Source organism: Streptomyces sp. NPDC048825, from assembly GCF_043198355.1.
Lineage (GTDB): Bacteria > Actinomycetota > Actinomycetes > Streptomycetales > Streptomycetaceae > Streptomyces > Streptomyces xiangluensis.
In genome coordinates, this window is the sequence record NZ_JBICUR010000026.1 from 20,838 (window position 1) to 44,073 (window position 23,236).

Below are 23,236 nucleotides of genomic sequence, written 5' to 3' on the forward strand. Positions count from 1 at the left end.
CTGCGGGAGGGACGATCCAGGCTGCTCAACGCACATTGTGTACGATGTCCACATTGCCGCGCCGCAATGGCACCACAATGTGAGGGCGGACGCTTCGCAGGTTACACAGCTATGTGGACGCCGTCCACAAAAGGAGGGCCGATGACTGCCAATGCCGGCGCAAGGAAGCGCGACACCTACCGGCACGGCGATCTGCGGAACGCACTGATTCAGGCCGGACTCGAGCTGGTCCGCGACGGCGGACCGGACGCGGTGGTCCTGCGCGAGGCCACCCGGCGGGTAGGCGTGGTCCCCAACGCCGCGTACCGCCACTTCGCTGACCGTAACGCCCTTCTGCGCGCCATCCGCCAGGCCGCGCTGGGCCAACTGGCCGCAGCCATGGAGACAGAGCTGGCGGCCCTGCCGCCGGCCGACGACCCGGTCGAGTCCGCCCGCGCCCGCATCCGCGCCCTCGCCACCGGCTACCTGCGCTTCGCCCAGGCCGAACAGGGGCTGTTCCGCGCCGCGTTCTCCACCACCGACATGGCCAACACCGAGAACGAATCCGCCCACGGCCCCGGAGGCTCGACCGCCTTCCAGCTTCTGGACGCGGCCCTGGATGACCTCGTCGAGACCGGAGCCCTGCCCCCCGACCGCCGCCCCGGCGCCGAATACTTCGTCTGGTCCGCCGTGCACGGCATGGCCGTACTTCTCATCGACGGTCCCCTGCGCGGCCTGCTTCCTGTACAAGCCCACGAAGCGGGACAGCGGCTCATGGACTCGATCGAACGAGGCATTTGATCCGGACCCGCAGGACACCTTCTACGACCTGGGTCTGGAACTCTTCGGACCTGCGCACCTTCAAGGTTCCAGCACCGGCTTCCCTACGTTCTCCTTCGGAACCGCGCAGCGAGGACGGGGCGCTGTGCAGGCACGTTGATCCTTGCAGTGAGGTGAAAGGCGCGGGAGACACCCGGCCGGGAGGTGCGCAGGGGGCGACGATCGCCCCGGCTCGGAACCGGGCTCACAACCGGACTCACAAGGACTGCCCCGGCCGCCCCCTCTGGAGAGGTGTCGCTCACCCGCCCGCGCCTCCACCGGTTCACGGCAGGGTTCAGGTTCACAGCCCGTGCCGGTCGGTCGGGCGCGTCTCGCGCGAGAGGTCGGCGAGCTGCTGCCACTGCTGGTCGTCGGCGCGGCCGTCCGCCTACTGCCAAGCGGTGTCCAGGTCGCCGTCGTCGAGAAGCGCGTCGATCAGTACGGGCCCGCGGTACCAGCCGCTGCGCTCCTGGAAGTCTCGTCGCGCAGAGTGGCAGGATCCGTCGAACTGCCCGCCCTGCAGGGCGCCGCCGAGCAGCTGCACGAGCACCCGGGCGGCGTGGTCGGGAACTCCATCCGCGAGACGCTGGGCCGAGTCGTCGAAGACATCATCCCGAACGGGTCCACAGAGCGTCGAAGGCACGCCAAAAGCACTTCGCCGGACGTGGTGATGAGGCGGTCCCGGGTCGACTGAGAGGTGGTGTCCCCTCCACCCGTTTCGATCACGGAGCACCAGATGGCTGAAGCGATGCGCGGCGGTGAACGCCCGGCATCCCCCGAGCTAGTAGTGGAGGCGGCGCCTTCCGCGGGCCAGCTCACCACTTCCGAGGCCGATGCCTCCAGACACTGTGCGTGTCCTCTCGGACCAGGCGCGCGAGCAGTTGGCTCGGGCCATAGACCAAGGAGGCCTTCACATCGGGCGGACGGCCAAGAAGGCCGGCCGCACGCAGGCGGAGGACATGTGGCAGAAGATCGCGAGGATGCGCTGCACGACGCGGGCGATGACACCGCAGGGGTGCGCCCTCGGTGCTTTTCGAGGTCGAATTGAGCCTTTGGATCACTCAGCCGGCTGGTGCTTGCCAGCCGCTCACAGATCCGGGTGGCCGAGGTCACCGCATTGTCGGCACTCCCGATGGCGCGCTGACCCGGTCCTGATGGCAACTACCCGGAGGGACCAGGGGCAGAGGTACGGAACCTGGCACAGCTCTTCCAGCTGATCGCGCTCGGCCGTGCCACTGTGATCATCCCCGAGTCCGCCAGCACCGACCTGCGCCGGGATCTCGCCGCCGTGCCGGTCCTGGATGCTCCGCCCGTGACAACGGTGCTCGCTTGGCCCTCGCAGAGCAGACTCCGCGCGGTCGCCGACCTGGTCCGCGTAGCAACCCGTCTTTGACTGGCTGTTCTGCATTCGCTCGCGTGGAATGCGGCCGACTGCTTGTGCAACTTGCCCGGATGCCAGCGACCACCGACACGCACCTCGACACCACGGGGTGGCCAGTAGTTGGTGATGTCGCCGTCAAAGCAGTCCAGCATCTCGCCGGTCGCGATTACGGCAGCGTCGCCGTCGTGCGGATCGGCCTCTGCCGTCGCCCGCACACCTCAGCCCACGTACAGCAGGCTCATGCGGTTCGGATTCCAGACGACCCACACCATGCGGATAGCCGACGTTGGCCAGTTGACGATCGTGAGTATGCCGCACCTGCCGTCTGGCAGGTCGCGGTACTCCAAGACGTGAGTCTTCTGCCATCGACCGTCCCATTGGAGTGTGAGCTGGAGGCCTGTGCGATTGAACTCGATCTCTCGTCCTCGCGGCACCCTCTCCGGGATCGGCAGGGGGCCACTTCCCCGCGCCACTCGCTCAAATGGTCGAAAACAGCGCGACGGGGCAAACTGGCAACACTCCCGGGCGTGGTCGGACGCTCAGCGATAGCCGAATCTCACCGCGGGTCAGTCCTAGGAAGCAGCATACCCAGGAGTCCCGTGTCGTCCATTCTCACCATTCCGGACATGAACATGAATGGGATTATGCCATGAGCCGGGAGTCGTGGACTCCTGGAATTCTTGTTTGGCGGCGGTCCAGCCTGCCTCCGTAAGCACGGCGGCTATAGCTCCAAAGATTGCAATCCCTAGCACAATGAGTGCGACAATTACTGTCAGCGGACCCAAGACCGCTAGGAGCGGCATTGCTGCTACTGAACTTGAATTCGTGATGTCGGCGGTGTCGCGGAGCCCGCTGGGCGCTGGTCGTTCGGGATCAAGTGCGTGGCTGCAGCCAGTGACGCGCGGCGACCAGTGTCACTTCGATGTCGTCGCTCCATGAACAGACTTCCAGCCACGACAGGTAGCCGCCCTGAGTGAAGACCAGGACCTCACCTGGGCACTCGCCGGCTTCGGTGGCGAGCTGCGCTTCGGCCGCCACTACCGTACCGGGGCCGGTGGGTGCAGGGTCCACCTTGCTGGTGTCGAGCTCGAAGTAGGCGGTGCCACACCCACATGCGCAGCGCGCTCGCACGCTGAGGCGCGGAACCTGCCTTCGGAGCGCGATATGAACGGGGGTGTCCCCGTTCAGGACTGCCGCAAGCACGTCCGCTACGTCGGCAGGCAGGCTCTCGTTCATCTCGTCACTGTATCTGACCAGCGACTTTAGACTCCGACCGTGCAGGACCCATCGCCGATCGGCCAGCCAGCGTGCTCACGCTTCCAGCACCAGGCCGGTGCCAGCGAGGCAGCCATTGATGACCTCCGGTCGGTACTGCAGCATCTTGAGCTTGCGCTTCACGGCGCGCGTGATCTGGCTGAGGTCGGCTGCGGCGAGGTTGCCGATCACGCCGCATTTCGTCGGTTCTCCAGACACCAGATGTGTCTCACCCACTGGTGCCGTCGTTTCAGGAGCCTGCGCGCGAGGGTGGCCACGGGAGTTTGGGCGCGTTCTTCGTCGTACACATGACGATGCGCGACCCGTTCCAGGTGAAGGCGATCGGTACGTTGCGCGAGGCTCCGTCCTTGGCGACGTAGGCCAGGCGGGGCACGTCACGGGCCGGCAACTCCTCGCTGATCGGGCGGTTCAGAACCTGGATGATCTCGTTCGGCTGCATGGTTCGGTTCCTCCTTCTCAGCGCAGTTGCTCGGCCAGTCCGACGATGATGCCCTCCGGGCCGCGGACGTAGCAGAGCAGATAGCTGTCCTCGAACCGGGCGATCTCGCCGACGAGTTCGGCGCCGTGCGGGCGCAGGCGGGCAACGGTGTCCTCGATGTCGTCGACGGCGAACATGACGCGGTGCGTGCCCAGAATGTTGTGCGGCCGGTTGCGCGGCCCGGCGCTGATCACCGCGGGGCTGCGGTACTTCGCCAGCTCAAGCCGGCTGTGACCATCCGGGGTCCGGACCATCGCGATGTCACAGCGGACGCCGTCGAGTCCGGTGCACTGGTCGGCGACGAGGCCCTCGACCTCCGCCCTGCCCTCCAGCTCCATACCGAGTTCCACAAAGAACGCGATGGCGGCATCCATGTCCTCGACGACGATGCCGACGTTGTCCATCCGCTGAATCGCCATACTGGATTCTCCTTCTTCCTCGTGCGGCCGGTGGTGGCCGCTGATGTCCCTGGGACGGAGCCGGTGGCACGTTCTCGACATCCGCAGACCGCCGAACGCCGAAAAATCTGCGGCGGGGTGACCGATGCGTCGGCACCTGATGTCTCATGAGACATCAGGAAGTCTGGAGAAGGACGGTTGCCGTACGGTGGCGCGATGGCAGCGAACGATTACGACCGCGTACGCCTCGGCGTCGAGGCCATGACCGCCTACATCTCCGGCAACGACCTCATGACGCAGTTCATGGCCCAGCGGCGCGCGTCCGACGGCAGCCTCGACCAAGTCGCAGACGGCGCGACAGCCCTGTGCGCCCTGCTCCTGGCGCAGATGTCCCGCATGACTGGGAAGCCGGAGCAGGAGATCCTCCAGGAGATCGCCCACAGCCTGAACCGCACAGAGCAGCGGGAGCAGCGGGAGCAGTAAGCGCACAACTCGGACAGCACGAGCCCTCTGCCGGACCACATCCGGCAGAGGGCTTCGCCACGGCAGGCTTTGGCCAAACGACGTCGACGAGGAGTTGGGAGGCGCCTGTAATCCAGCCGTAGTTGTGGATCTTGGTGGGCCGCCAACGACAAGCAGCCGAGTACGGGAAAGTGAGCGGAGTGAGGACTCACTCATTGACGGAGTGAGTCCTCACTCCGTAGTCTCGCGGTCATGACAGCACCTAAGGAGAACCAGACCACCCGCCGCCGCGCCCCCGGCATGTCGCCGGAGCAGCGGCGCGCGATGATCATCCAGACCGCGATCCCGCTGATCGCCGAGTACGGCGCCGCGGTGACGACCGCGAAGATCGCCCGCGCCGCGGGCATCGGCGAGGGCACGATCTTCCGGGTCTTCGCCGACAAGGACGAGCTGCTGCAGGCCTGCATTGCCGAGGCGCTCTCCCCCGAGCACGCGGTCCGCGAGCTCGACGCGATCGACGTATCCCAGCCGCTGCCCGACCGACTCGCGGAGGCGGCCGAGGCGCTGCAGGCGCACATGTCCAGGATGGGCGCGATCGTCGGCTCGCTGGGGCATCGCGGCGGCAAGCACCCCGGCACGGTGCGCGGCGCGGGCCGCGACGAGTCGACGACCCGTATCCACGCGGCCCTCGCGGAGCTGCTGGAGCCCGACAAGGCCGCCCTGCGCCGGCCTCCGGAGCAGATCGCGGCCCTCTTCTTCGGGCTGCTCTTCACCCAGCCGCGTACGGAGGACGAGCCCGACCTGACCCCGCAGGAGCTGGTGGAGGTCTTCCTGCACGGGGCGCTCTCGGGGGGCGCCAAGTGAGCGCGCGGAGAAGGCGCCTGGGGGTTACGGCCCTGGCCGTCCTGGCCCCCGTCCTGGTGTGGCTGGTCGCGGACCCCCTGCTGGGGCACCGGCTGCGGATCGCCGACGGCGAGCAGACGCTCGACATCGGCGCCGTGCCCGTGGCGGTCGTCGCACTGCTCGCGTCGCTCTGCGGCTGGGGACTGCTGGCCGCCCTGGAGCGGTTCGGGGCGCGGCGCGCCCGCGCCATCTGGACCGGGGTGGCCGGCGCCGTCCTGGCCGTGTCCTTCCTGCCGTTCATCGGCGACGGCATGGACAGCGGTACCCGGGTCTCCCTCGCTCTGATGCATCTGGCAGTGGCGGCGGTGCTGGTCCCGGGGCTGGGCGGCAGATCCCCCGGGGCGGGAGCCGGTGCCGCCAGGGGGTGACCGCCAGCACCAAGTACGCCGCGACCAGCACCAGATGGAGGCAGCCTGCCAGAGCGTCGCGCGGCCGGGGATGACCGTCACAGTGCCCACCACGACCAAGATGAAGAGCGATACCTGGTGGGTCGGGCCGAGGCCCAGCAGGAGCGGACGACCCGCGTGCCAAATCGCTGCGATGGCCACCCCCGGGAGGGTCAGGCCGGTGGCTAGGTGGGTCTTCCCGGTCCCGGGCGGCCCCAGGAAGATGACGTTCGCCTTGCCCGCGACGAAGTCGAGGGTTCCCAGCTGAGAGAGAGTCTCCGCTTGATCGACCGCTGGTGGTCGAAGTCGAAGTCCTCGATTGACTTCCGCGAGGGGAAACGGGCCGCCCGGATCCGGCCCTCGGCGCCGTGACTGTCCCGGGCAGCGACCTCCCGTTGCAGGCAGGCGGCCAGATACCTCTCGTGGTTCCACTCCTCTGCGCGGGCCGCTCGGCCAGCCGGCCTGCCGCGTCCCGCAGGGCCGGAGCCTTCAACGCCTTGGTCAGACAGATCAGTTCGGAGGTGACGTCGCGGCCGCTGCCGGCCGCCTTGCCGGTCTTGCTGGTCGGGGCCATCACGCGACTCCTTCACCGCTGCTGAGGCCACCGTCGATGACGCCGAAGATCCGGTCGTAGGTCTCCAACGGCCCTTGCTCGACCTCGAGTTCGTCGGCGGGCACGAACCTTGTCCGGGCTACCGCCCGGCCGGCCGCAGCGGCGGCTGCATGGGCCGGGTCGGTCAGGGCCTGGCGGCGGGCCCAGCAACGGGCATGCCGGGCGTCCTCCATGCCCTCGCAGAAGGCGAGAACCTGGTCCAGGTCGGCCTTGACCTCGATGCGGCGGCCGATGGCCAAGGGGCGGATGGAGTAGTCGTTGGAGTCCAGGCGTAGTGGTCGCGCGGAAGTCGCAGGCTGGATCCGCCACCAGCCGGGCGGATCGACGGGCGGGATGGACAGCATGCGGGCGGTGTCGGCGTCGATCCGGTCGGCCGGGCGGGCGGGCCTGCAGGGTGCGGTGGATGCGTCGGTTGGCCTTGGCCAGCCAGTCGGCCAGCTGGATGTTGAAGTCGGTCGGCGAGGCGAACACCCGGCCAGGCAGAAACGAGGTCTCCAGACAGCCGTTGGCCCGCTCGACCAGCCCCTTCGCCTCCGGGTCGCCCGGGCGGCACTGGATGATCCGGATGCCCAGCAGACCGGCGAACTGCGCAGTCCGGCGTCGTCGCTCAGCCTCACCGAGACGTTGTTGCCCGGGTTGTCTCCGTGTTGCCCGGCTTGTGCTCCGTCCCTGACGGCACGTCAGCGCACTTCGGCGTGAGGTCGCGCAGACCCGGATCGGGTGATCGTCGGGTCCGCGCGAACCGCGCCCGGCCGAGAGCGACCGGGCTCAGTGCGTGTTCCGGTCCTGCAGGGCGCGCGGTTCCCCGCCGTGTCCCTATCCCCCGGCGCACGCGGGCGCGTCCGCGTCGACGGACAGCGGGCTGCCCTCGGGCACGAGATAGGTGACGTACAACTCGACCGGCTCGGTGCCGAGGTTGCGGCCGATGTGGACGTGACGGGCTCCGGCCGGCTCGATGAACGATGTGCCCGTCGGTGTGACTTCCACTGAGCAGTCCTGCAACGTGCGGGTGAGTGTGCCCGACTTGACGACCGCGATGAGCTGGCCCGAGTGGTAGTGCCAGCCTGTGGAGCCGCCCGGTGCGATGGTGATGGACCGCACGATGACGTCCGTACGCCCCTTGGCCTTGACCTTCAGCGTTCCGGCCGACGTGCCCTTGGCGAGGATCGTACCGGTGACCCCGCTGCCGGGAGTGGCGAGCGCGGACGTCGACCCGAAAGCCAGTGCGGCCGCACAGCCGGTCATGACGAACGCTCTGCGGACCTTGCCTATCCGAGACGTACTGCTCACGGAAATCCCCCTCCGGATCGGTCAACTCGTCGGCTCTCCTGACGGCTTGAGCCCGACAGACTCACTGCCCCCACACCTCGCCGTCCACACCCCGGCGGTCCGGATCGCTCCGAGCCACGGGTGAGGGGCCAGGCCTCCGCGATACGCGAAGGCCTGGCCGTCCGTTTCCCCAGTTACCTTCTTCGTGGCCCCGCAACGGGGCTCCCGGCCTCCGGGACCGGCATGGCCGCGTCGGGTGACGAAATCGTCCGCCGTGCACGCGCGGCGTGGCGAACTGCGGATCCGGCAGTGCCATGACCCTGCGCAGCAGGTCATCCGCCCGGCTCCCACACCCAGTTGGGCAGCCAGACGGGAACCGGCCCGTCCTGCCGGCGCGAGCCCGACACGCTCCAGCATGTGGTTCAACCGGGTGGTGAAGCGCGCATAGGGCGCGGTCAGCTGCGCGAACCGTTCAGCCAAGATGCGGCGCGGACAGTTCGCGTCACCGCAGATGAACCGCCGAACCCGCAGCAGGATCACGACGCTCTGCCCACCGAGCGGGAGATCCCTCAACCTGCGCCGGCAGGAGACGTGCACTCGGCCCGAGAACTGACCACACTCACCGTCACCGGCCACAGTCGGTGACGGCGGAGGTCCACAGAGACCTGACGGGGCATCACTATCCGCTGTCCTGTGGTGAGGCGTACGCCGTCTCACGCGAGGCCAACCGTCCGCCGGATGGCATGCGCGCCGAGCCGTCCGTCGGGCGGCTCCGCGTATGGCGCGCCACCGCCCCGTCGGGCACTCGAACCGCAACTCGGCATACTTGTCCTGCAGTTCCGCCGCCGCTTCCGAAGGAAAGCCTTGTCGTCCTCCGGGGATGACAGCACGGTTGTCCCTCAGCTCCTGCGTGTCGAAGGGTTGAACGAGGGCAGCTCAAGGGGCAGGCACCTTTAAGGAGTGCAGTCCCGCAAGATGCCCCAACTCCCCGTAAGTTGCCATCCGGTCGCCCTCAACGATCAGATTCCAGAACGTCACCGGACGACACCGATCAAGAGCGGTTGCTCAAGATCCTCAACGATGCGAGCAGCGGGAACGCTTCACGGCTGAAGCCGATCTCAAGCTTCTTCAGCCAATGCGGCCGCTCCACGTGCCGCGAAAGCGGCGAAGACGCCGGCAAGGATGTATCCGGCACCAGGCAGCCATGCGTAGCCAGTCACCTGCACATCAGAGTGCAGTGTGGCTGCGAAGAGGCCGATCGCAGCGAGGTGAAGGGCCCCAAGCCCAACGAGGAACGCAACGACGAACCAGTGATAGACCCGGTACACGCGGCGCAGCAGGGCAACCACCGCGGCCAGGAGCAACGCCAGCAGCACGGCGATCGCAGCCGCACATATCCATTGCGACCGCACCTCGTACGGCTCGGCGTAAGGCCCCGGATCGGAGGCGATCATTATCCCTAGGCACAGCAGGGCCGTGGGCAACAACGCGACGGCAGCAGCCACAAACCGAGCCCACGACGCCCGTACTCCCGCTGTCGTTGCCAGCAGGAATGCGACGAACGACCACGCGAACACGGGAACCAGGTAGAACTGCACGACCGGGTGAATCACATCGCTGACGTAAGACTCCAGGCTATCCCCGGCATCCACGCCAGGGAAGGAGCGCTCTCCGCCCCTCGCCCACGGCAGCACCACGCTGAACGCCCCGGCCAGCGACACCCCCACCGCGCCGACCAGCCCCGCCCACCGCATCCCCCGACCTGTCATGGCGGTTACGGTAACCATCGAGGGATGTGTACACAACAAACGGTTGAACTTGTTCTCGGAGTGACACCGAATGACTGATGCTGTACGCGAGTCGGAGACGAAGCCGTCGTCGAAGCCGGGGGCTATACGGCCGTGGATGACCAGTTGGTCGCCCTGGTCCACAAGATGGCACTGGTGCGCCCACTGGCGTCGGTCATCGTCGAACCGGGGTAGGAGTGCCGCCGCGAGAGACGATCACCACACCGGCATGAGCAGGGCATGACGAGTACTGGCACTTGACGATAGTGCACCCGGACTCCTGGTAGGACTGGCAAGCCTGGACAGCCCCTCTCCTGCCAGGAGTCCGCCACCTTCCCGGCGAACCGCCCACCGATCGAGCGCGTGGGGGCCATTCGCATCGCGCGGAGGTTCCGCCCGGCATCTACACCGTTTGCCGACGCCGTCGACGAAGGTGCGTCAGTGGTGGTGGCCGTGTCGGCTGAGGGTCTTCACGGGGGTGGCGCTGGGGCGGGTCCACTGCGGCACGGGGCGGCTGGTCGGGCCCCAGGTGGCGTTCCCGTCCGCGTCCGAGCGCCAGGACCAGCACGGGCTGCGCCCCTCGGGCCAGCCCTTGGGGTAGGGGGTTGAGGAACTATGGGCGGTACACGTCGTACGCGGGGCCGACCTACGTCTACGGCAAGGCCCACTGCGTTGGCTGGGGCGGCAGCATCAACAACGTGCAGGTAACGGGCTCCAACTGCGGCGCCCTGAAGGAGCACCGGCTCGCCTTCACTCATTGACCCGCCGCTGATCACCGCGTTCTCGTGCGGCTCCCGTGGCCTGCACCATGCCGACGTCAGCTGACGGTCATCTGGACGGCACCCAAGTCCCACCGGCCGCGCGGGAGCCCCTGGTGGTCCGCTCGCCCTGGCCGAAAGTCGTGCGGTTCCGGCCCGGGTCAGCATCCCTGCAGGCCCTGTGTCACGCAGCGCTACTTGGTCGGGCGAACCTCCCCGCACCAAGTGAACCGGCGTCGGGCCCTTCGGCATCGATCAAGGTGAGCTGCTGACCTGATCTTCCCGACCACGGCCACCGCTGGCCCTCGATGAACCCTGCCAACCCGAGACCGGTGGTGGGCCTCAAGCGGCGACGTGGTCGGTCAGCCAGCTGATCAGTGGTCTGAGTTCCTCGTGCGTGGCCAGCACGCGGTCGACGACCTCCGGCGTCTGCAGCCATTCGTCATAGCCGAGGTACCGCACGGCGAGCAGCGATCGGTGGCGCAACAACGATGCTCGAGGATGGTCGGTGGGGTACTCCCGGGGCGCGCGCTTCAGAAGGTCCCCTGTGATCTCGAACCCCTTGCCACGTAGTTCCGCCACCACATCGCCCAATACGGAACCGCTTGCCTCAGCGGCGACCGCTGCCCTGAACCTGCGGATCTGATCGGAGTCGGCGTACCACCACGCACCCTGCACTTGCAGGCCGTCCAGATTGAAGCGCAGCCCGATCTCGACGTTCCGGGCGATGCGTGCCACGGCGGACTGGTTCTGCCACCACCACGGTGTCTTCCCGTACCGCCACACAGAATGGTCCTCGAACGCGGGATCCGCCCATGCCAAGTCATGGAGCAGCGAGACCATCGGCTGCCGCACGAGACGTTCGCGATCCTTGCGGATCTCGCGCATCACCTCTTGTGACGGCTCACCTTCAAGACGCAACAACACGTCGAACGCTGACTCGTCCCAACCGGCGAACTGCCTCGGCATATCCGTCAACTCTAGCCCTCTGATCTTTCCATGCCGCCAAGTCTCCACGGGGCGGCCACCAGGACTCGCGGCGTACGCAGGATGCGATGCTACGCAACCGGCAGAACGTGCCAGGTTCGCGTCCCCGCAAACGTGGCGAACCGACTGGGCGGGCGCCCTGGACGGAGTGATCCGCGTCGGCGACAAGACCAACGAAATCACCTTGTTCCAGCCACTGCTGGAGACCGTCGCCGACCTGGCGGGCACCGTCGTGACCAGCGATGCGGTGCACACCAGCGGGCGAGCACGCCGAGTACCTGCTCGGCCGGGGCGCGCACTACATCGTGATCGTCAAGGGGAACCAGAAGAAGCTCCGCAAGCAGCTGAAGTCCCGGTCGCGGAATGGCTCCAAGTACGTGTCGATCGTGGTGGACACCTCCGCATGCGCCAACAGGGCCTGCGCCAGGTGCCAGGTGCCGCCGAACTGGGCCCGGAAGTCCCGCAGTTCCTCGCCGTCCAGATGGGCGAAGCGGCGTTCACGGAGCAGCCGCCCGACCGAGAACCAGTGCAGAGCCATCGAATGGCGCAGCATGTGAGCGGTTGCCGTCATCCCGTCCAGCCCGCGCGGGCCACCCGCTCGTTGGCGGTGTCGAAGGCTCACGGGCCCACGCCTGGGCGGTCACGGTCTCGTGCAACTGCTTCTCAGTCGCCGCGTGCCGTTCCGCCGCGGAGGCATACGGCATCGCAGCGTCGACGGCGGCCGCCACCGCGTGGCGCTGATCGCGCCGGGCGTCCCGTGCTCCGTCGCAGGTCGCTCAGGAACCGCCGGTGTCCAGCCGCAGGCCTTCGTCACAGCGCACGTCGCCGCAGTCCTGCCTCTGGGGCAACCCACGGCCTACCAACCAGCCCACCGGGTCCTGGATCGGACCGCTCAGCCGCATCTGGTCCTCCAGGCGCCGGGCCAACCGGTCGGCAAGGACCTTCGGTGCGTCGGTTCGGCCGACCAGACCGCTCACCTGGACGACTTCATCGACAGCCAGTACGCCGACAAGACCGGCGCTCTGGTCTTCGGCTGCCTGCTGCACCTGGCCGGCGACAGCAGCGGCGCCCGCTTTGGTCGGGCCGCGCGCCGTCCCGAGCTGCCGGGCGAAGGCTTCGATCAGGCGGCGGGTGACGCTGGGGGCGGAGAGGGCGTCGCCGCCGTCGACCGCGACCACCGCGGCGAGCAGCCGTTCGGGCCCGGAGTCCTTGAGCAGGAAACCGCAGTCCCCGGCCTGCAGGGCCCCGTACACGTGCTCGTCGAGGTCGAAGCTGGTCAGGATCAGGATACGGGGCGCCCGGTCGGGGGCCTGCGCGAGGATGTGCTCGGTGGCCTCGATAGCGTTCACACCGGGCATCCGGATGTCCATGAGGATCACATCATGACGGCGTCGTGGAACTGTGAATCCGCAGGGCCGGCCTCCCGCGGGAAGCCGGCCCTGCTTCGTTAGCCGGCCGACAAGTGGCGCCGACTCAGCTGGGCAGTGCGTCTTCCAACTGCGTCTGCTCCGCCTCGCTCAGCTCAAGCTCGGCCGCCTTGGCAGAGTCCTGGATCGATGCCGGGCGGCTGGCGCCCGGTACCGGGATCACCGCCGGGGAGCGGGTCAGCAGCCAGGCCAGGGCGATCTGCTGAGGGCTGACGCCGTGCTCGGCCGCGATGCAGTGGAAGGCGGTGCTCGCAGCGGTCGGGCCGGAGGGTCCATCGAGGGAGCTTCGGGAGATGCCGCCCAGTGGGCTCCAGGGCAGGAAGGCCAGCCCGAGCTGCGTACTCAGCAGCAGCTCGGGCTCGCTGTCGCGGACTGCAGGGGAGTACTGGTTCTGTACGGAGACGAGGCCGTCGCCGAGGATCGCGTGCGCCTCGCGGATCTGGCCGGTGGTGACGTTGGAGATCCCGGCGGCGCGGATGGTGCCGGTGTCGAGCAGCTCGCGCAGCGCACCCACGGACTCCGCCCAGGGCACGGCCGGGTCCGGCTTGTGCAGCTGATACAGGCCGATGGCCTCAACGCCCAGGCGCTTCAGGGAAGCTTCGGCGGCGCGCTTGAGGTGGCCGGGGGTGGCGGTGACGGTCCAGCTGCCGTCGCCGGGGCGGCCGCGGCCGCCCTTGGTGGCGACGAGGAGGTGGGAGGTGTCGCCGCCGTAGCGGGCCAGGGCGCGAGCGATGAGGAGTTCGTTGTGGCCGTCTTCGCCGGCGTGCCAGTAGTAGCTGTCGGCGGTGTCGATGAGCGTGACCCCGGCGTCCAGGGCGGCGTGGATGGTGGCGATGGCCCGCTGTTCGTCCGGGCGGTGCTCGATGGACAGCGGCATGGCGCCCAGGCCGATGGCGCTGACGGTGGTGTTTGCGATGGTGCGGTACTGCATGGCGTGTCTGTTCCTCAGGCGGTGGGGGCGGCGGATGCGTCGAGGGTTTCGGCGACGGCACCGGGGAGCCAGTCGGTGGTGTGAGAGAAGGAGAAACCCAGCTCTTTCGCGCGGGCATTGCTCATGGCGTAGTGGCGGTCGAAGGAGAACGGTGAGGTCGGCTCGCCCGCGGGGGCGCTCCGGTACACGGCCTTCCTGCCGACCTGTGCGGCGATGACAGCACCCAGGTCGTAAACGTCGAGTGGACCGTCGGAGCAGGCGTTGATCGGGCCGGTGACGTCGGTGAGCGTGGCCGCCCACAGCAGCAGGTCCGCCAGCTCCTCGTAGTGGATGAAGACCGTGGGCAGCGCCTCGGCGTGCACGGTGATCTGCGTGCCCTGGGCGACGTGCTCGACGTAGTGCGCCAGTCGGCCGGTGAACTCCGCCGCGCCGCCACCGAGCACGTGGGCGCTGCGCACGGCGGCGAAAGCGAACCCGTGATGCTGAGCGAAGACGGCCTCCGCCTGGCGCTTACCTTCGGCGTAGTGCGCCTCCAGGTACGCCGCGTCGTGCCACGGCAGGTCCATGGCCACCAGCCACGTGGACGGGTCCACGAGCTCCTCCGGCAGCGGTGTGCCAGGGGGGACGGCCGGCAGTGCGACGGTCGCCGGGTCGTAGACCTCGATGGTGGAGGTCATGACGTAGCGCCGTGTGCGGCCGCCAAAGGCGCGGGCGGCGATCGCGGCCTGCACGGGGGTGTAGCAGACCTGGTCGACGACCACGTCGAAGGTGCGCGAGCCGAGTGCAGCGGTCAGGGCGGCTTCGTCGTTGCGGTCGACGACGAGGTGCTCGGCCCCGGCAGGCGGCGGGGTGGAGCCGCGATTGATCACTGTGACCTGGTGGCCGGTGGCTTGCAGGCGCTGGACCAGGAGCTTGCCGAAGTACCGGCTTCCGCCGATGACGCAGATCTTTTGCATGCCCCCATCCTGGACATCTACCGTCATCAGCAGAAGTGCCTGCTTACTGGAAACGTATTAAGGAATACTGTTGATCGATGTGCAGCGGTTGCGTGTCCTGCGAGCGGTGGCGGAGCTCGGCAGCTTCAACCAGGCCGCGGCAGCCCTCCACCTCACCCCGTCAGCCGTGTCCCAGCACGTCGCTGCATTGGAGCGCAGCCTCGGCGCCCAGGTCGTGGTGCGTAGCACACGCGGAGTCACGCTCACCCCGGCCGGCCGGATCATGGTCGGGGCCGCCGAGTCGGTCGCCGCGGAGCTCGAATACGCCAGACAGCAGGTCGACCGGCTCGGCAGCGGCCGCACTCAGCTCACCATCGCCACCTTCACCAGCGGCGGCAGGCTCCTGCTACCCGGCGCACTCGCCCGCCTCGCCACCGCCCATCCCGAGACTGTGGTCCACGTCAGGGAAAGCGAGCCCGAAGACAGCCTGCCACTGGTCCGCCAAGGCGCCGTAGACCTCGCCCTCGCCTACCACTTCGACGGCCCGCTGCCCGGTCGGCCGGGCCCGAACTCCAGCCTGGCGTGGACTGCACTCATGGAAGACCCCCTGCATGTCGTCCTGCCCGACGTCCATCCCCTGGCCGGCCGCGAGACACTCGACATCGCCGAGTTGGCCGCCGAGCCCTGGGTACTCGGCTGCCTCAAGACCGAGACGTACCTGCGCCGCTACGCCGAACGTGCCGGCTTCGACCCGGAGGTGCGCGGCACGACATCGGACTACTTCTTCGCCCGCTCGCTCGTCGCTGCGGGCATGGGGATCTCGCTGATCCCCTCCATCGCGCAGACCCCGCAGGTAGCAGGACTACGCACCGTCCCAATCGCGCCGCCGACTCCGACCCGGCACATCGGCGTTGCCACGATCCTCCGCCGCAACCACGCCCAGGTCAGGACACTGATACAGGCACTCCAGGGACAGGCAGCAACGCTGGATGAAACCTGACCCACACAGCACTATTACGGGGTGAACGTGCGGTCGCGGGCGGGCGGAGACGCACGTCCACTGCGCCGTACCGTCGATGCGGCTCTCGACTCGCTCCGGGCCCCGGGCTGAGACCGCCGGGGGACTCACCTCGCGGTGGTCGCGCCCGGCTGTCGCGGAGAGCGCCCGTTTGCGCGACGAAGGAATCCTCGCCCAGCTCAACTACGACCTGAACCTGGCCCGCGTCAAGGAAGGGCGCAAGCCCGAACCGACCGCCTCCGTGATCGACACCCAGAGCGTGAAGACCTCCACCAACGCGCCCCTGACCAGCCAGGCAACCAATGCAGGAAAGAAGATCGTCGGCCGGAAGCAGGGCATCATCACAACACGCTCGGCCTGCTCCTCGCCATCACCGTCACCGCCGCAAGCCTGTAGGAAAACGCCGGGAATACGACTCGTCGTGGGCTTCGGACTTTGTCAGTCGTGCACCGCCTCAAGTTGACGCTGCATCAGGCGAGGGTCACCTTGCGGGTGAGGTTATGCGCGACCGCCATGGCCGGTGTCGGCCCCGTACGACGGGCACAGTAGCCCGGCCCGGTCGCTGAGTGTGCCGGTCGTTTGCCCCACAAGGAACGGCCGCCGCGCACACCGGAATACGGGCAAGGCGGCGGTCGAGACCGCCTCTGGTTTACAGCCGCGACTTTGTTGAGCTCGACTGCCGCTACCGCTGGGACCACGAGAAGCCGCCCTACGGGTCCGTCAGATCCGTGGCTCGCAGCGAAGGCGCGGGTCATCGCGGAGGGCGGAGGGCTGGGGTATTGGGGGTGTTGGTTCGACAACTTTCCGACGGCATCGCGCAGCTTCTCCACGATCTGCTCGTACCGCTGGACGCTGACGTTGCCGATCTTCTCCGTACTGGGCACTGTGCCAACCCCCTGCCGGGCCCGGCTACCCCACCTAGAGTGAAGCCGTGCTCGCCTCCATGTCCGCCATTGCGGACGACGTTGGCCGCGTCGGCCTTGACGCCGCCTTGGTAGGTCAGAACCGGTCCGTGGCCGCCTTCACCGCCGCGCGCTGACCCTGGGAGGTTCAGTCACAACGTAGACACCGGAGTCGGCGGACGTCTCCTGGACCTCCCCCGTAGTTCCTCCATGTCTGTGTCGCGTGGCCAGCGGGTGCCGTCCAGCGACCAGAAGATGCCGACCAGATCGGTTCCGGTGAGGTCGACTTCGCTCAGGTCATCGTCGGTGAAGTCGTCCAGGGCGCCGGAGAGGAATGCGTCGACAAGGCCGGTGCTGATGGCCAGGCCGAGCAGGGCGGCGATGGCGCGGGCGAGATCGCGGCTGCGGGTGCGGGCGCGCAGAAGGTCGCGCACCCGGTCTTGGTCCCGGGTGCGGACCACCGGTCGAGGTCGTCGGCCAGGGTGGCGTCGACGCCACCCGCGAGGGTGTGGGCGAGCGTCAGGGCCTTGTCGCCGGCAATGCTGCGGGCGAGACCGGCACCGAGTCTTACCGCCTAGCTCGCTCCAAAGCCAAGCAGAACGGCGCGGGAAAGTAGACCATCGCGACGCATCGCGGCTTCGTCAGCGCGCGGAAGACGATGCCCTCTTGCCCGCGCACAAGGGTCCGAACGGCCCTCCCGCTATTGTCGCGCGATGGCTTTGAGCCAGTCCCCGACGGCGACGACATCTGCCCACTGCGGGAACAGCTTTTCGGTGAGCATCCGGTGCACCTCGGGGTCGGTGTCGAGGCAGGCATCCGCCAGCACGGTGAGACCGAAGTCCAGGTCGATGGCGTGGCACAGGGTGGACAGCACTACACCGCTGGTGGCAATGCCGGTGAGAACAAGGCTGTCGATTGCGCGAGCCCTGAGTACCAAGTCGAAGTCGCTGCCCGAGAACGCGCTCCCCCGCCTCTTGGTGACCACCACGTCAGCCCTGCTGGGGCGCGATGTCGTGATGGATCTCGGTGCTGGGGTCACCTTCGGTGAACAGGCCGGCCCGCACAGCGTTTGTGATCACCTTGTTGCGGGGGCTGACCTCTGGATGGCCCGGCCGTAACCCGATGACCACGTAGATCACGGGGATGCCCGCGGCGCGGGCACCGTCGATCGCCCGGCGCAGACGCGGCAGATATCCGGAGCCGTCGTCGGCGACGTCCACCATGTGCTGTTGGACGTCCATCACCAGGAGCGCGCTGTTCGCCATGCTTGCCGTCCCTTCGTCACTGGGGAACGAGAGCAAGTCTGGTGGATCAACCGAGCCGCGGTGGAGACTTCCGAGATCCTCATCGCCGAGTGATCCCGGCTCAAGCCACTCCCCCGGGGCCAATTCAGGACGTCAGGAACCCCATGGAATCATCACCAACTGCGGCCGCTCGAAGCCGTCATACCGGGACCGCTGAACAACGTCACAGCCAGCGCACCGCCCGGTCCCCTCATGAGATGGCTGCGGCAGCGGGGTGGCGAGGCGCCCGGAACGTCCGTGGCGGACGGCTAGGCAGGCACGGCCTCCACAGCCCAATACCTGAAGTTGTCTGCGGTCAATGTCCAGAACGCGCAGGGTTTGCCCTCATCCTCAGGTTACTCACCGATGATCCGCGGTCGAAGCGTCGGGCCAGGGAGAAAGTGCCATCAGCCCGGCGAATACCTGGCGCGCTTGGGAACTACGGGCGATGGACTGGGGGCTCCGCCACGGCCGGGGCAGCTCACCGGCGTGGGCCAAGCCCACAAGAGTGGTGACGGCGAAGGAGGGATGGGTACTCAGGTTGAACTCGTGGAGTCCGCGTGCCCCGTGACGGTTCTTGATCGTTGCGGTACGGCGTCGTCATGCGGTACGCGCATGGGGCCGGGCTGACGCCCAGGGGCAGGAGAAGCCGGCCCCGGTTCTTTTCTTCAAGCTGCATCTGGCACGGGCGCCGGGGGTGACTCCCTACATCACGCTGCGGGTCTCCCGGCATGATGGGTGGACCTTGGGACCGCGGGAGACCTACCGGCCAGGGCGCGACGCCGCACCGATGGAGCCGACCTGGCAGTACAGGCCGTGTGGTACCCGAGGTGCAGTTACGCAAAGTGACTCTGGTGGATGGACGAGTGCCTGGTGCGAGTGAGTGAGCAAGGTGAGATGTGCCATGCCGAAAATCGGTAGGCGTCAGATTCCCGGACTTCTGCTTCGCATGGTCCCGGAGTCCCGGGCCGCCATCGAGGCCATGTCGGGACTTCCCGTCGAACGGGCCGTGACCGGGAACGTGGAGTGGTTCGACCTCTATGACTTCCTGCGCGAGGTCGTCTTCTGGGGCGTGGTCCGCCCGGCGCTCCAGGCGAGAGAACAGGACGCCGGACTGCTCAGTCGCTGTGCCGAATTCACGGAGGCCCTCCTTCTGAACTCCACTGAATCCGTCAGTGCCGCCGCGTACTTCCAGCTGGTGGAACCTCTCTATGGCAGTGAGGAATTCCTCACCGCCGCGGTTCCCTTGATGAGGCCGGAGACCCTGCGGATCACCCTCGGCGAGCTGGACCCCGACCGTCTCTCCGCGCAGACGCGGGCCGAGCTGGCGGATTTCCTGCCCTGACTCGTGGGTTACTCAGGTTGAACCGTGGAGTCCGATGATCTGATCGCGTCGTAGTCCATGGTCAGGCAGGTGGGCGGCAGGCAACCGTCGATCAGGTGGGGCCGGTACTGGATCTTCTTCAGCTTCCGTTTGATCACGCGGGTCAGGTGGGCGAGGTCGGCCGCGGCGAAGTCGGCCAGGTGCCGCTTCAGGAGCGACCAGATCGCGTCCCTGGAAGCGGGCGATGGCGTGGCGGATCCGGGTGGTGATGTCCGCCGCGCTGTGGATCGGCGTATGGGAGAGCCCCGGGATGTCGGGGACGGTGAGCGCACCGTGCTCAGGCCCCTGCCGGAGCTGGAAGTGCTACGGAACTGGCGATGGTCCGGGCGCAGCAATCCGGAACTGGGCGACCGGCGCAGGCGCTACCGCGACGACGTCTCCCTGAGCTTCAACGCCGACGGCACCCGCCTCGCCGGCGCCGACGCCGACGGCACCATCTCCCCTGGAACATCACCTGACCGTCGCCCCGGTTCCGGCATCCACGATCAACAGCCGGTCATGGTCGTGCTGTTGGGGACAGGGACTGGGCGTGGCCCGATACGACACCTCGGTGTGCTCCCGTACGACGCAGTGGGTGCTCTCCATCAGCAGAACCCGGTCCCCGCAAGGCGTCACTGGCACCAGCGAACAGTGCGGCCGCCGCCACAGCACCCGTCCCTCGGCCAGGGCGACAAGCGTCCGCTCCCGGTCGTTCTCGACGCGGGCGTACACATGGTCGTCCCCCGACACGAGCCGGGGTTCGTAGCGCATGGTCCGCCAATCGGGCCGTAACGCCTCAAGCGCGCCCGCCCGGAACAGCGGGCGTGGCACACGGGGCAGACGGCGGATGTCGGTGCGGTGGGTCCAGACCCGCTGCCGGCGGTCGACCGCGTACAGCCAGCCTCCCGCCGTGGCCAGGAGGCCCCGGTCGGAGGAACCGGCGACGAGGTCATCGGTCGGGGAAAAGAAGCGTCGCCTGGGGCCGCCGGGCAGGGTCGGGAAGCGGTGCACCCAACGCCGTGGGGACGGCCCGTGCGGGGGTCGTACGCGTGAAAGCGCAGTTTCTCAATGGCCATTTCAACCTGCGGGAGCGTGTCGCTGTGCACGACGAGCGCGCCGTCCACCAGCCGCAGGTACTGGGTGTCGGACGGCATCGGGCGCGTCCACAACGCGTCCCCACCAAAGACGTCGTAGCCGCTCAGCGCCCAGTTGGGGTCCGTGAAGTGCGCCGCGATCACGGTCCGCCCGTCGCTCACGCAGCTGAGCATCCTCGGTACGGCGATGTGGCGCAGTACGGTACCGGACTCGGTCTCCAGGACGGTGACCGTGACCCCCTCGGGGAGGGACGGTCGCGGTGTCCACTCCCACGGCACCACGACACAGCCACCCGCCACGGTGAACGTCCACTCGCGGCGCGGCGCGGTGTCGCGGTACGGGCTGCGCCACCGTTCCTCGCCGGTGTCCAGGTCAAACGCGGTGATCCGCCCACCGACCGACAGGTACACCCGGTCCCCCACGACCACGGGCCGCGACAGGCTGTCCGCGGGTGCCGTGAGGGTCCACAGCCGCGATCCGGGTTCCTGTTCCAGGCGCGTGACGACCTCGTCCTCGAAGTCCCCGACATCCTCCGGCACGGTTCGGCCCCCCTTCCCACCGTCATGGTGCCGCGCGCGCCAGCAACCCGTCGACCACCGCGGCCAGTTGCTCAGCGAGGTCGTACCGCGCCGCCACCTCGCCCTAAGGGCACCTTCGGCGGCGCTCCGCGCCGGCCTTGCGGCCACCCGGGACAGCCCTGACCAGCTTGAACGACGGTTGGGTATCGGGCGGCCCGGGAACCTCTCGCGCCCTGGGGATCCCGACGCACGGTCATCGTCCCCATGTCCACGACGATCGCGACGTCACCGTCCCCCTGACCCATTACGTGACGTTCGGGGCGGGGAATTGGCTGGCTGACCGTCGACAACCGGGAAGACGCCGCCAGCATGGTCGAGCAGTACGAGGCGGACAGCCGCAAGTACCGGCGGATCCACAACCGCCTGCAGACCCTCATCATGGTCGGCTCGGCTGCCACAACCACGATCGCCGCGCTGGACACCGGCCGACAGCTGACCTGGCAGAGCATGTGCCTGACGTTCATCAGCTTCGTGGTTTTGTATGTGGGAGCCGGCTCTGGTCCACTTCTTGTGGAATTGACCTGCCTCAGGTAACTGCCGGCAAGGTGAGGTTCTGACCTGCGAGCCTGCGCCTGGGCAGACCATGTAGGTGGTCGTTTTCTTACTCAGCCGTAAGTGGCCGTCTCTAGGGTGTGCATCAGGAAAGTCCACTGATCCTCCGGAGGCGTCATGCCCTTACCGATGAAGTTGAGCGCGATAACCCTCGACTGCCCGGATCCGCTGGCTTTGGCGGCGTTCTATCAGCAGGCCACCGGTCTGGAACTCCACCCCAAGTCGAACGCTGACTTCGCCGGTCTCGACTGTGAGGACCAAGTCTTCATCGGCTTTCAACGAGTCGATGGCTACCGCGCTCCGCGCTGGCCTGAACAGACCGTTCCTCAGCAGCTTCACATGTGCTTCAAGGTCAAGCAGGACTTGGACCAGGTCGAAGCCCGGTTGCTGGAGCTGGGTGCGGGCAAACCGGATCATCAACCGCATGGGGCCAGGGCGCGCGTCCTCACCGACCCGGTTGGGCACCCCTTTTGCATCGTCGAGGAGGCTGATTGAGGAGTTCACGACGGCTGCGGGCCCAGCCATGCATGCTTACGGAAGAGCGGGGCTCTATCCAGCCGCCCCGCCAGCTGCCGGCCGATGCCGAGGGCACGGAGATGGCATGGCCAGCATCATGGCGAGAGTGACGAGCAGCCGATCCCTGGAGGCCGATCATTCAGGTCGTACGGCTGCTACTGCTCCTTGACGGAGGGCCGTCGCACCTCGAAGTGGAAGCATCCGTATTCCAGTGCCCTGACGTGTACGAGCATCACGTCCGGATCGTTGAACGCATCGTCGAAGGCTGCATCGAAGCCAGTCGTGGCGTCGGCCGGAATCTCCAGAAGGCGGCCACCTGCGATACGGCCCCGGGTGTCATAGCGGCGCACGGTACGCAGTGCGCCCGGCCGAGCGAGGGGATAGTTCTCGCCGGGGGTGAACCCGCCGCAGTCATCGGCATGGATAAAGACGGGACCCTGTTCGTCGTACGCGCCCGGATCTGCACCCCTCGTTGCGGCCCAGCGACGCAACGGGGCGTACGAAACAAGGGCAATCCGCTCGCCGAGCGTGATGGGGCGCAGGCAGCAGCGCGTCGGAGAGCCCACGTCGTCGCCGGTCGCGACGTACGGGGCGCAGGGACGGCCTGCGTCGTCGACAACCCGCAGTTCCTTCAGGACGGCTGTGTCAACGGGGAGCACGGTGTATCTGGTCATGTGCCCATGCTTGATCGACGCACGGGCGGTTGCTGGCAGGAAACGGACGTCACGTTGGGCGCGCCCACGCAGAAGGCTGGCCGGAAACGTCACACCCGCTGAACGCAGGCCGCCTACGATCGCCGACCCCTTGGAATCGATCATCTAGGGTCTCTTGCGAGGCCCGCAGCGCCGTGGGCCTCATGTACAAGTTCCAGTTCCCGGCGCCTGGTCGATTCCCCGCTGGGGTGTCCGACCTGTCTCTGAGCAGGAATCATCACGGCGGCTGTGGTTGGTGTGCGCGGCGGCTGCGGCCGCGCAGGGACGGCCCCATGCACATGGCGCCGTGTCCGACCACGGTAGGGCCAGTCGGCGAGGAGTACGGATAGTACGAGCGAGTACCACCCGTACTCCTCGATGCGTACGGGTTCCAGCGCCGGAGGCAGTCCTGGCTCCGAGCCAAACGTCGCGGACACCTGGCCGTTGGC

25 protein-coding genes and 8 pseudogenes are annotated in these 23,236 nt (G+C 67.8%); 12 read left to right on the forward strand and 21 right to left on the reverse strand.

Features of this window, described 5'->3' with window-relative positions; genetic code table 11:
• Positions 1 to 141: 141 nt before the first annotated feature.
• The 3 genes and pseudogenes from ACGFNK_RS41255 to ACGFNK_RS41265 form a co-directional block, all read left to right on the forward strand.
• Positions 142 to 780 (forward strand): TetR/AcrR family transcriptional regulator, encoded by a 639-nt coding sequence (locus tag ACGFNK_RS41255; RefSeq protein WP_386356142.1) that lies wholly within the window; start codon positions 142 to 144, stop codon positions 778 to 780.
• Between the two features lie 328 nt (positions 781 to 1,108).
• Positions 1,109 to 1,492: a hypothetical protein gene (locus ACGFNK_RS41260; protein WP_393425131.1), complete on the forward strand. Its 384-nt coding sequence runs from the start codon at positions 1,109 to 1,111 to the stop codon at positions 1,490 to 1,492.
• A 381-nt stretch (positions 1,493 to 1,873) separates the two neighbouring features.
• Positions 1,874 to 2,191 (forward strand): annotated as a pseudogene (locus ACGFNK_RS41265) (LysR family transcriptional regulator); the annotation flags it as partial.
• A gap of 861 nt (positions 2,192 to 3,052) precedes the next feature.
• On the opposite strand, the gene ACGFNK_RS41270 reads toward ACGFNK_RS41265, so the two are convergent.
• The 4 genes from ACGFNK_RS41270 to ACGFNK_RS41285 form a co-directional block, all read right to left on the reverse strand.
• Positions 3,053 to 3,415: a hypothetical protein gene (locus tag ACGFNK_RS41270; protein ID WP_393425134.1), complete on the reverse strand. Its 363-nt coding sequence runs from the start codon at positions 3,413 to 3,415 to the stop codon at positions 3,053 to 3,055.
• Between the two features lie 75 nt (positions 3,416 to 3,490).
• The gene (locus ACGFNK_RS41275; protein WP_393425137.1) at positions 3,491 to 3,625 is read right to left on the reverse strand and encodes a hypothetical protein; all 135 of its coding nucleotides are present in this window, start codon (positions 3,623 to 3,625) and stop codon (positions 3,491 to 3,493) included.
• Between the two features lie 58 nt (positions 3,626 to 3,683).
• Positions 3,684 to 3,893, reverse strand: a complete 210-nt coding sequence (locus ACGFNK_RS41280) for a hypothetical protein (protein ID WP_393425140.1) — start codon at positions 3,891 to 3,893, stop codon at positions 3,684 to 3,686.
• 17 nt (positions 3,894 to 3,910) lie between these two features.
• On the reverse strand, positions 3,911 to 4,351 hold the full coding sequence (locus ACGFNK_RS41285; protein ID WP_250053425.1) for a VOC family protein: 441 nt from the start codon (positions 4,349 to 4,351) through the stop codon (positions 3,911 to 3,913).
• Positions 4,352 to 4,546: 195 nt separating this feature from the next.
• Here ACGFNK_RS41285 and ACGFNK_RS41290 point away from each other — a divergent pair, with 195 nt between their 5' ends.
• The 3 genes from ACGFNK_RS41290 to ACGFNK_RS41300 all read left to right on the forward strand — a co-directional run bounded on the left by ACGFNK_RS41290 (position 4,547) and on the right by ACGFNK_RS41300 (position 6,063).
• On the forward strand, positions 4,547 to 4,813 hold the full coding sequence (locus ACGFNK_RS41290) for a hypothetical protein (protein WP_393425144.1): 267 nt from the start codon (positions 4,547 to 4,549) through the stop codon (positions 4,811 to 4,813).
• A gap of 231 nt (positions 4,814 to 5,044) precedes the next feature.
• Entirely contained in the window at positions 5,045 to 5,656 is a 612-nt protein-coding gene (locus ACGFNK_RS41295; RefSeq protein ID WP_393425147.1) for a TetR/AcrR family transcriptional regulator, read from the forward strand.
• The gene (locus tag ACGFNK_RS41300) at positions 5,653 to 6,063 is read left to right on the forward strand and encodes a DUF6069 family protein (RefSeq protein ID WP_393425150.1); all 411 of its coding nucleotides are present in this window, start codon (positions 5,653 to 5,655) and stop codon (positions 6,061 to 6,063) included. The genes ACGFNK_RS41295 and ACGFNK_RS41300 overlap by 4 nt, the downstream gene beginning before the upstream one ends.
• Before the next feature lie 237 nt (positions 6,064 to 6,300).
• Here the strand turns inward: ACGFNK_RS41300 and ACGFNK_RS41305 are convergent.
• The 6 genes and pseudogenes from ACGFNK_RS41305 to ACGFNK_RS41330 form a co-directional block, all read right to left on the reverse strand.
• Positions 6,301 to 6,686, reverse strand: a pseudogene (locus ACGFNK_RS41305) (ATP-binding protein); the annotation flags it as partial.
• The gene (locus ACGFNK_RS41310) at positions 6,655 to 7,038 is read right to left on the reverse strand and encodes a hypothetical protein (RefSeq protein ID WP_393425153.1); all 384 of its coding nucleotides are present in this window, start codon (positions 7,036 to 7,038) and stop codon (positions 6,655 to 6,657) included. The pseudogene ACGFNK_RS41305 and the gene ACGFNK_RS41310, both read right to left, overlap by 32 nt.
• A gap of 91 nt (positions 7,039 to 7,129) precedes the next feature.
• A pseudogene (locus tag ACGFNK_RS41315) lies at positions 7,130 to 7,411 on the reverse strand (hypothetical protein); the annotation flags it as partial.
• 99 nt (positions 7,412 to 7,510) lie between these two features.
• Positions 7,511 to 7,939, reverse strand: coding sequence for a cupin domain-containing protein (locus ACGFNK_RS41320; protein WP_393425388.1), 429 nt, complete (start codon positions 7,937 to 7,939; stop codon positions 7,511 to 7,513).
• A gap of 66 nt (positions 7,940 to 8,005) precedes the next feature.
• Complete coding sequence (locus ACGFNK_RS41325) at positions 8,006 to 8,680, reverse strand: transposase family protein (RefSeq protein ID WP_393425155.1); 675 nt, start codon at positions 8,678 to 8,680, stop codon at positions 8,006 to 8,008.
• A gap of 401 nt (positions 8,681 to 9,081) precedes the next feature.
• Entirely contained in the window at positions 9,082 to 9,732 is a 651-nt protein-coding gene (locus tag ACGFNK_RS41330) for a hypothetical protein (protein WP_393425157.1), read from the reverse strand.
• A 611-nt stretch (positions 9,733 to 10,343) separates the two neighbouring features.
• Between ACGFNK_RS41330 and ACGFNK_RS41335 the strand changes: the two are divergent.
• Positions 10,344 to 10,511: pseudogene (locus ACGFNK_RS41335) on the forward strand (spore-associated protein); the annotation flags it as partial.
• A 339-nt stretch (positions 10,512 to 10,850) separates the two neighbouring features.
• Here ACGFNK_RS41335 and ACGFNK_RS41340 read toward each other — a convergent pair.
• From ACGFNK_RS41340 to ACGFNK_RS41360, 5 genes and pseudogenes are all read right to left on the reverse strand, one after another.
• On the reverse strand, positions 10,851 to 11,477 hold the full coding sequence (locus tag ACGFNK_RS41340) for a DUF2461 family protein (protein WP_393425160.1): 627 nt from the start codon (positions 11,475 to 11,477) through the stop codon (positions 10,851 to 10,853).
• Between the two features lie 316 nt (positions 11,478 to 11,793).
• Positions 11,794 to 12,066, reverse strand: coding sequence for a hypothetical protein (locus ACGFNK_RS41345; protein WP_393425163.1), 273 nt, complete (start codon positions 12,064 to 12,066; stop codon positions 11,794 to 11,796).
• 205 nt (positions 12,067 to 12,271) lie between these two features.
• Positions 12,272 to 12,889: pseudogene (locus ACGFNK_RS41350) on the reverse strand (response regulator transcription factor); the annotation flags it as partial.
• Positions 12,890 to 12,968: 79 nt separating this feature from the next.
• The gene (locus tag ACGFNK_RS41355) at positions 12,969 to 13,853 is read right to left on the reverse strand and encodes an aldo/keto reductase (RefSeq protein ID WP_393425166.1); all 885 of its coding nucleotides are present in this window, start codon (positions 13,851 to 13,853) and stop codon (positions 12,969 to 12,971) included.
• 14 nt (positions 13,854 to 13,867) lie between these two features.
• Positions 13,868 to 14,809: an NAD-dependent epimerase/dehydratase family protein gene (locus ACGFNK_RS41360; RefSeq protein WP_393425169.1), complete on the reverse strand. Its 942-nt coding sequence runs from the start codon at positions 14,807 to 14,809 to the stop codon at positions 13,868 to 13,870.
• A gap of 70 nt (positions 14,810 to 14,879) precedes the next feature.
• Between ACGFNK_RS41360 and ACGFNK_RS41365 the strand changes: the two genes are divergently transcribed.
• Both ACGFNK_RS41365 and ACGFNK_RS41370 read left to right on the forward strand, forming a co-directional pair.
• Positions 14,880 to 15,788 carry a LysR family transcriptional regulator gene (locus ACGFNK_RS41365; RefSeq protein ID WP_393425172.1) on the forward strand — a complete coding sequence of 303 codons (909 nt, stop codon included), beginning with the start codon at positions 14,880 to 14,882 and terminating at the stop codon, positions 15,786 to 15,788.
• Between the two features lie 163 nt (positions 15,789 to 15,951).
• Positions 15,952 to 16,199 (forward strand): annotated as a pseudogene (locus ACGFNK_RS41370) (IS5/IS1182 family transposase); the annotation flags it as partial.
• Between the two features lie 661 nt (positions 16,200 to 16,860).
• On the opposite strand, the gene ACGFNK_RS41375 reads toward ACGFNK_RS41370, so the two are convergent.
• Positions 16,861 to 17,142 (reverse strand): hypothetical protein, encoded by a 282-nt coding sequence (locus tag ACGFNK_RS41375; protein ID WP_393425175.1) that lies wholly within the window; start codon positions 17,140 to 17,142, stop codon positions 16,861 to 16,863.
• Positions 17,143 to 17,408: 266 nt separating this feature from the next.
• Positions 17,409 to 17,973: pseudogene (locus ACGFNK_RS41380) on the reverse strand (cysteine hydrolase family protein).
• 922 nt (positions 17,974 to 18,895) lie between these two features.
• Between ACGFNK_RS41380 and ACGFNK_RS41385 the strand changes: the two are divergent.
• Positions 18,896 to 19,336, forward strand: coding sequence for a hypothetical protein (locus ACGFNK_RS41385; RefSeq protein ID WP_393425178.1), 441 nt, complete (start codon positions 18,896 to 18,898; stop codon positions 19,334 to 19,336).
• Positions 19,337 to 19,344: 8 nt separating this feature from the next.
• Here the strand turns inward: ACGFNK_RS41385 and ACGFNK_RS41390 are convergent, their stop codons facing one another.
• From ACGFNK_RS41390 to ACGFNK_RS41400, 3 genes and pseudogenes are all read right to left on the reverse strand, one after another.
• On the reverse strand, positions 19,345 to 19,473 hold the full coding sequence (locus tag ACGFNK_RS41390) for a hypothetical protein (protein WP_393425181.1): 129 nt from the start codon (positions 19,471 to 19,473) through the stop codon (positions 19,345 to 19,347).
• Positions 19,474 to 19,825: 352 nt separating this feature from the next.
• Positions 19,826 to 20,365, reverse strand: coding sequence for a hypothetical protein (locus tag ACGFNK_RS41395; protein ID WP_393425414.1), 540 nt, complete (start codon positions 20,363 to 20,365; stop codon positions 19,826 to 19,828).
• A gap of 26 nt (positions 20,366 to 20,391) precedes the next feature.
• Positions 20,392 to 21,135: pseudogene (locus ACGFNK_RS41400) on the reverse strand (PQQ-binding-like beta-propeller repeat protein); the annotation flags it as partial.
• Positions 21,136 to 21,336: 201 nt separating this feature from the next.
• Between ACGFNK_RS41400 and ACGFNK_RS41405 the strand changes: the two are divergent.
• A complete protein-coding gene (locus ACGFNK_RS41405) occupies positions 21,337 to 21,561 on the forward strand; it encodes a hypothetical protein (RefSeq protein ID WP_393425184.1) in 225 nt (74 codons plus the stop codon).
• Positions 21,562 to 21,696: 135 nt separating this feature from the next.
• Positions 21,697 to 22,074, forward strand: coding sequence for a VOC family protein (locus ACGFNK_RS41410; protein ID WP_393425187.1), 378 nt, complete (start codon positions 21,697 to 21,699; stop codon positions 22,072 to 22,074).
• Positions 22,075 to 22,250: 176 nt separating this feature from the next.
• Here ACGFNK_RS41410 and ACGFNK_RS41415 read toward each other — a convergent pair whose 3' ends face one another.
• Positions 22,251 to 22,769: a DUF1203 domain-containing protein gene (locus tag ACGFNK_RS41415; RefSeq protein ID WP_393425391.1), complete on the reverse strand. Its 519-nt coding sequence runs from the start codon at positions 22,767 to 22,769 to the stop codon at positions 22,251 to 22,253.
• Positions 22,770 to 23,236 lie beyond the last annotated feature (467 nt).

Excerpts from the sequence above, each read along its gene's own strand:
- ACGFNK_RS41255 (WP_386356142.1), top strand. The coding sequence starts at position 142 with ATGACTGCCAATGCCGGCGCAAGGAAGCGCGACACCTACCGGCACGGC.
- ACGFNK_RS41270 (WP_393425134.1), bottom strand. The coding sequence starts at position 3,415 with ATGAACGAGAGCCTGCCTGCCGACGTAGCGGACGTGCTTGCGGCAGTC.
- ACGFNK_RS41280 (WP_393425140.1), bottom strand. The coding sequence starts at position 3,893 with ATGCAGCCGAACGAGATCATCCAGGTTCTGAACCGCCCGATCAGCGAG.
- ACGFNK_RS41285 (WP_250053425.1), bottom strand. The coding sequence starts at position 4,351 with ATGGCGATTCAGCGGATGGACAACGTCGGCATCGTCGTCGAGGACATG.
- ACGFNK_RS41290 (WP_393425144.1), top strand. The coding sequence starts at position 4,547 with ATGGCAGCGAACGATTACGACCGCGTACGCCTCGGCGTCGAGGCCATG.
- ACGFNK_RS41295 (WP_393425147.1), top strand. The coding sequence starts at position 5,045 with ATGACAGCACCTAAGGAGAACCAGACCACCCGCCGCCGCGCCCCCGGC.
- ACGFNK_RS41310 (WP_393425153.1), bottom strand. The coding sequence starts at position 7,038 with ATGCTGTCCATCCCGCCCGTCGATCCGCCCGGCTGGTGGCGGATCCAG.
- ACGFNK_RS41320 (WP_393425388.1), bottom strand. The coding sequence starts at position 7,939 with ATGACCGGCTGTGCGGCCGCACTGGCTTTCGGGTCGACGTCCGCGCTC.
- ACGFNK_RS41330 (WP_393425157.1), bottom strand. The coding sequence starts at position 9,732 with ATGACAGGTCGGGGGATGCGGTGGGCGGGGCTGGTCGGCGCGGTGGGG.
- ACGFNK_RS41340 (WP_393425160.1), bottom strand. The coding sequence starts at position 11,477 with ATGCCGAGGCAGTTCGCCGGTTGGGACGAGTCAGCGTTCGACGTGTTG.
- ACGFNK_RS41345 (WP_393425163.1), bottom strand. The coding sequence starts at position 12,066 with ATGACGGCAACCGCTCACATGCTGCGCCATTCGATGGCTCTGCACTGG.
- ACGFNK_RS41355 (WP_393425166.1), bottom strand. The coding sequence starts at position 13,853 with ATGCAGTACCGCACCATCGCAAACACCACCGTCAGCGCCATCGGCCTG.
- ACGFNK_RS41360 (WP_393425169.1), bottom strand. The coding sequence starts at position 14,809 with ATGCAAAAGATCTGCGTCATCGGCGGAAGCCGGTACTTCGGCAAGCTC.
- ACGFNK_RS41385 (WP_393425178.1), top strand. The coding sequence starts at position 18,896 with ATGCCGAAAATCGGTAGGCGTCAGATTCCCGGACTTCTGCTTCGCATG.
- ACGFNK_RS41405 (WP_393425184.1), top strand. The coding sequence starts at position 21,337 with ATGGTCGAGCAGTACGAGGCGGACAGCCGCAAGTACCGGCGGATCCAC.
- ACGFNK_RS41410 (WP_393425187.1), top strand. The coding sequence starts at position 21,697 with ATGCCCTTACCGATGAAGTTGAGCGCGATAACCCTCGACTGCCCGGAT.
- ACGFNK_RS41415 (WP_393425391.1), bottom strand. The coding sequence starts at position 22,769 with ATGACCAGATACACCGTGCTCCCCGTTGACACAGCCGTCCTGAAGGAA.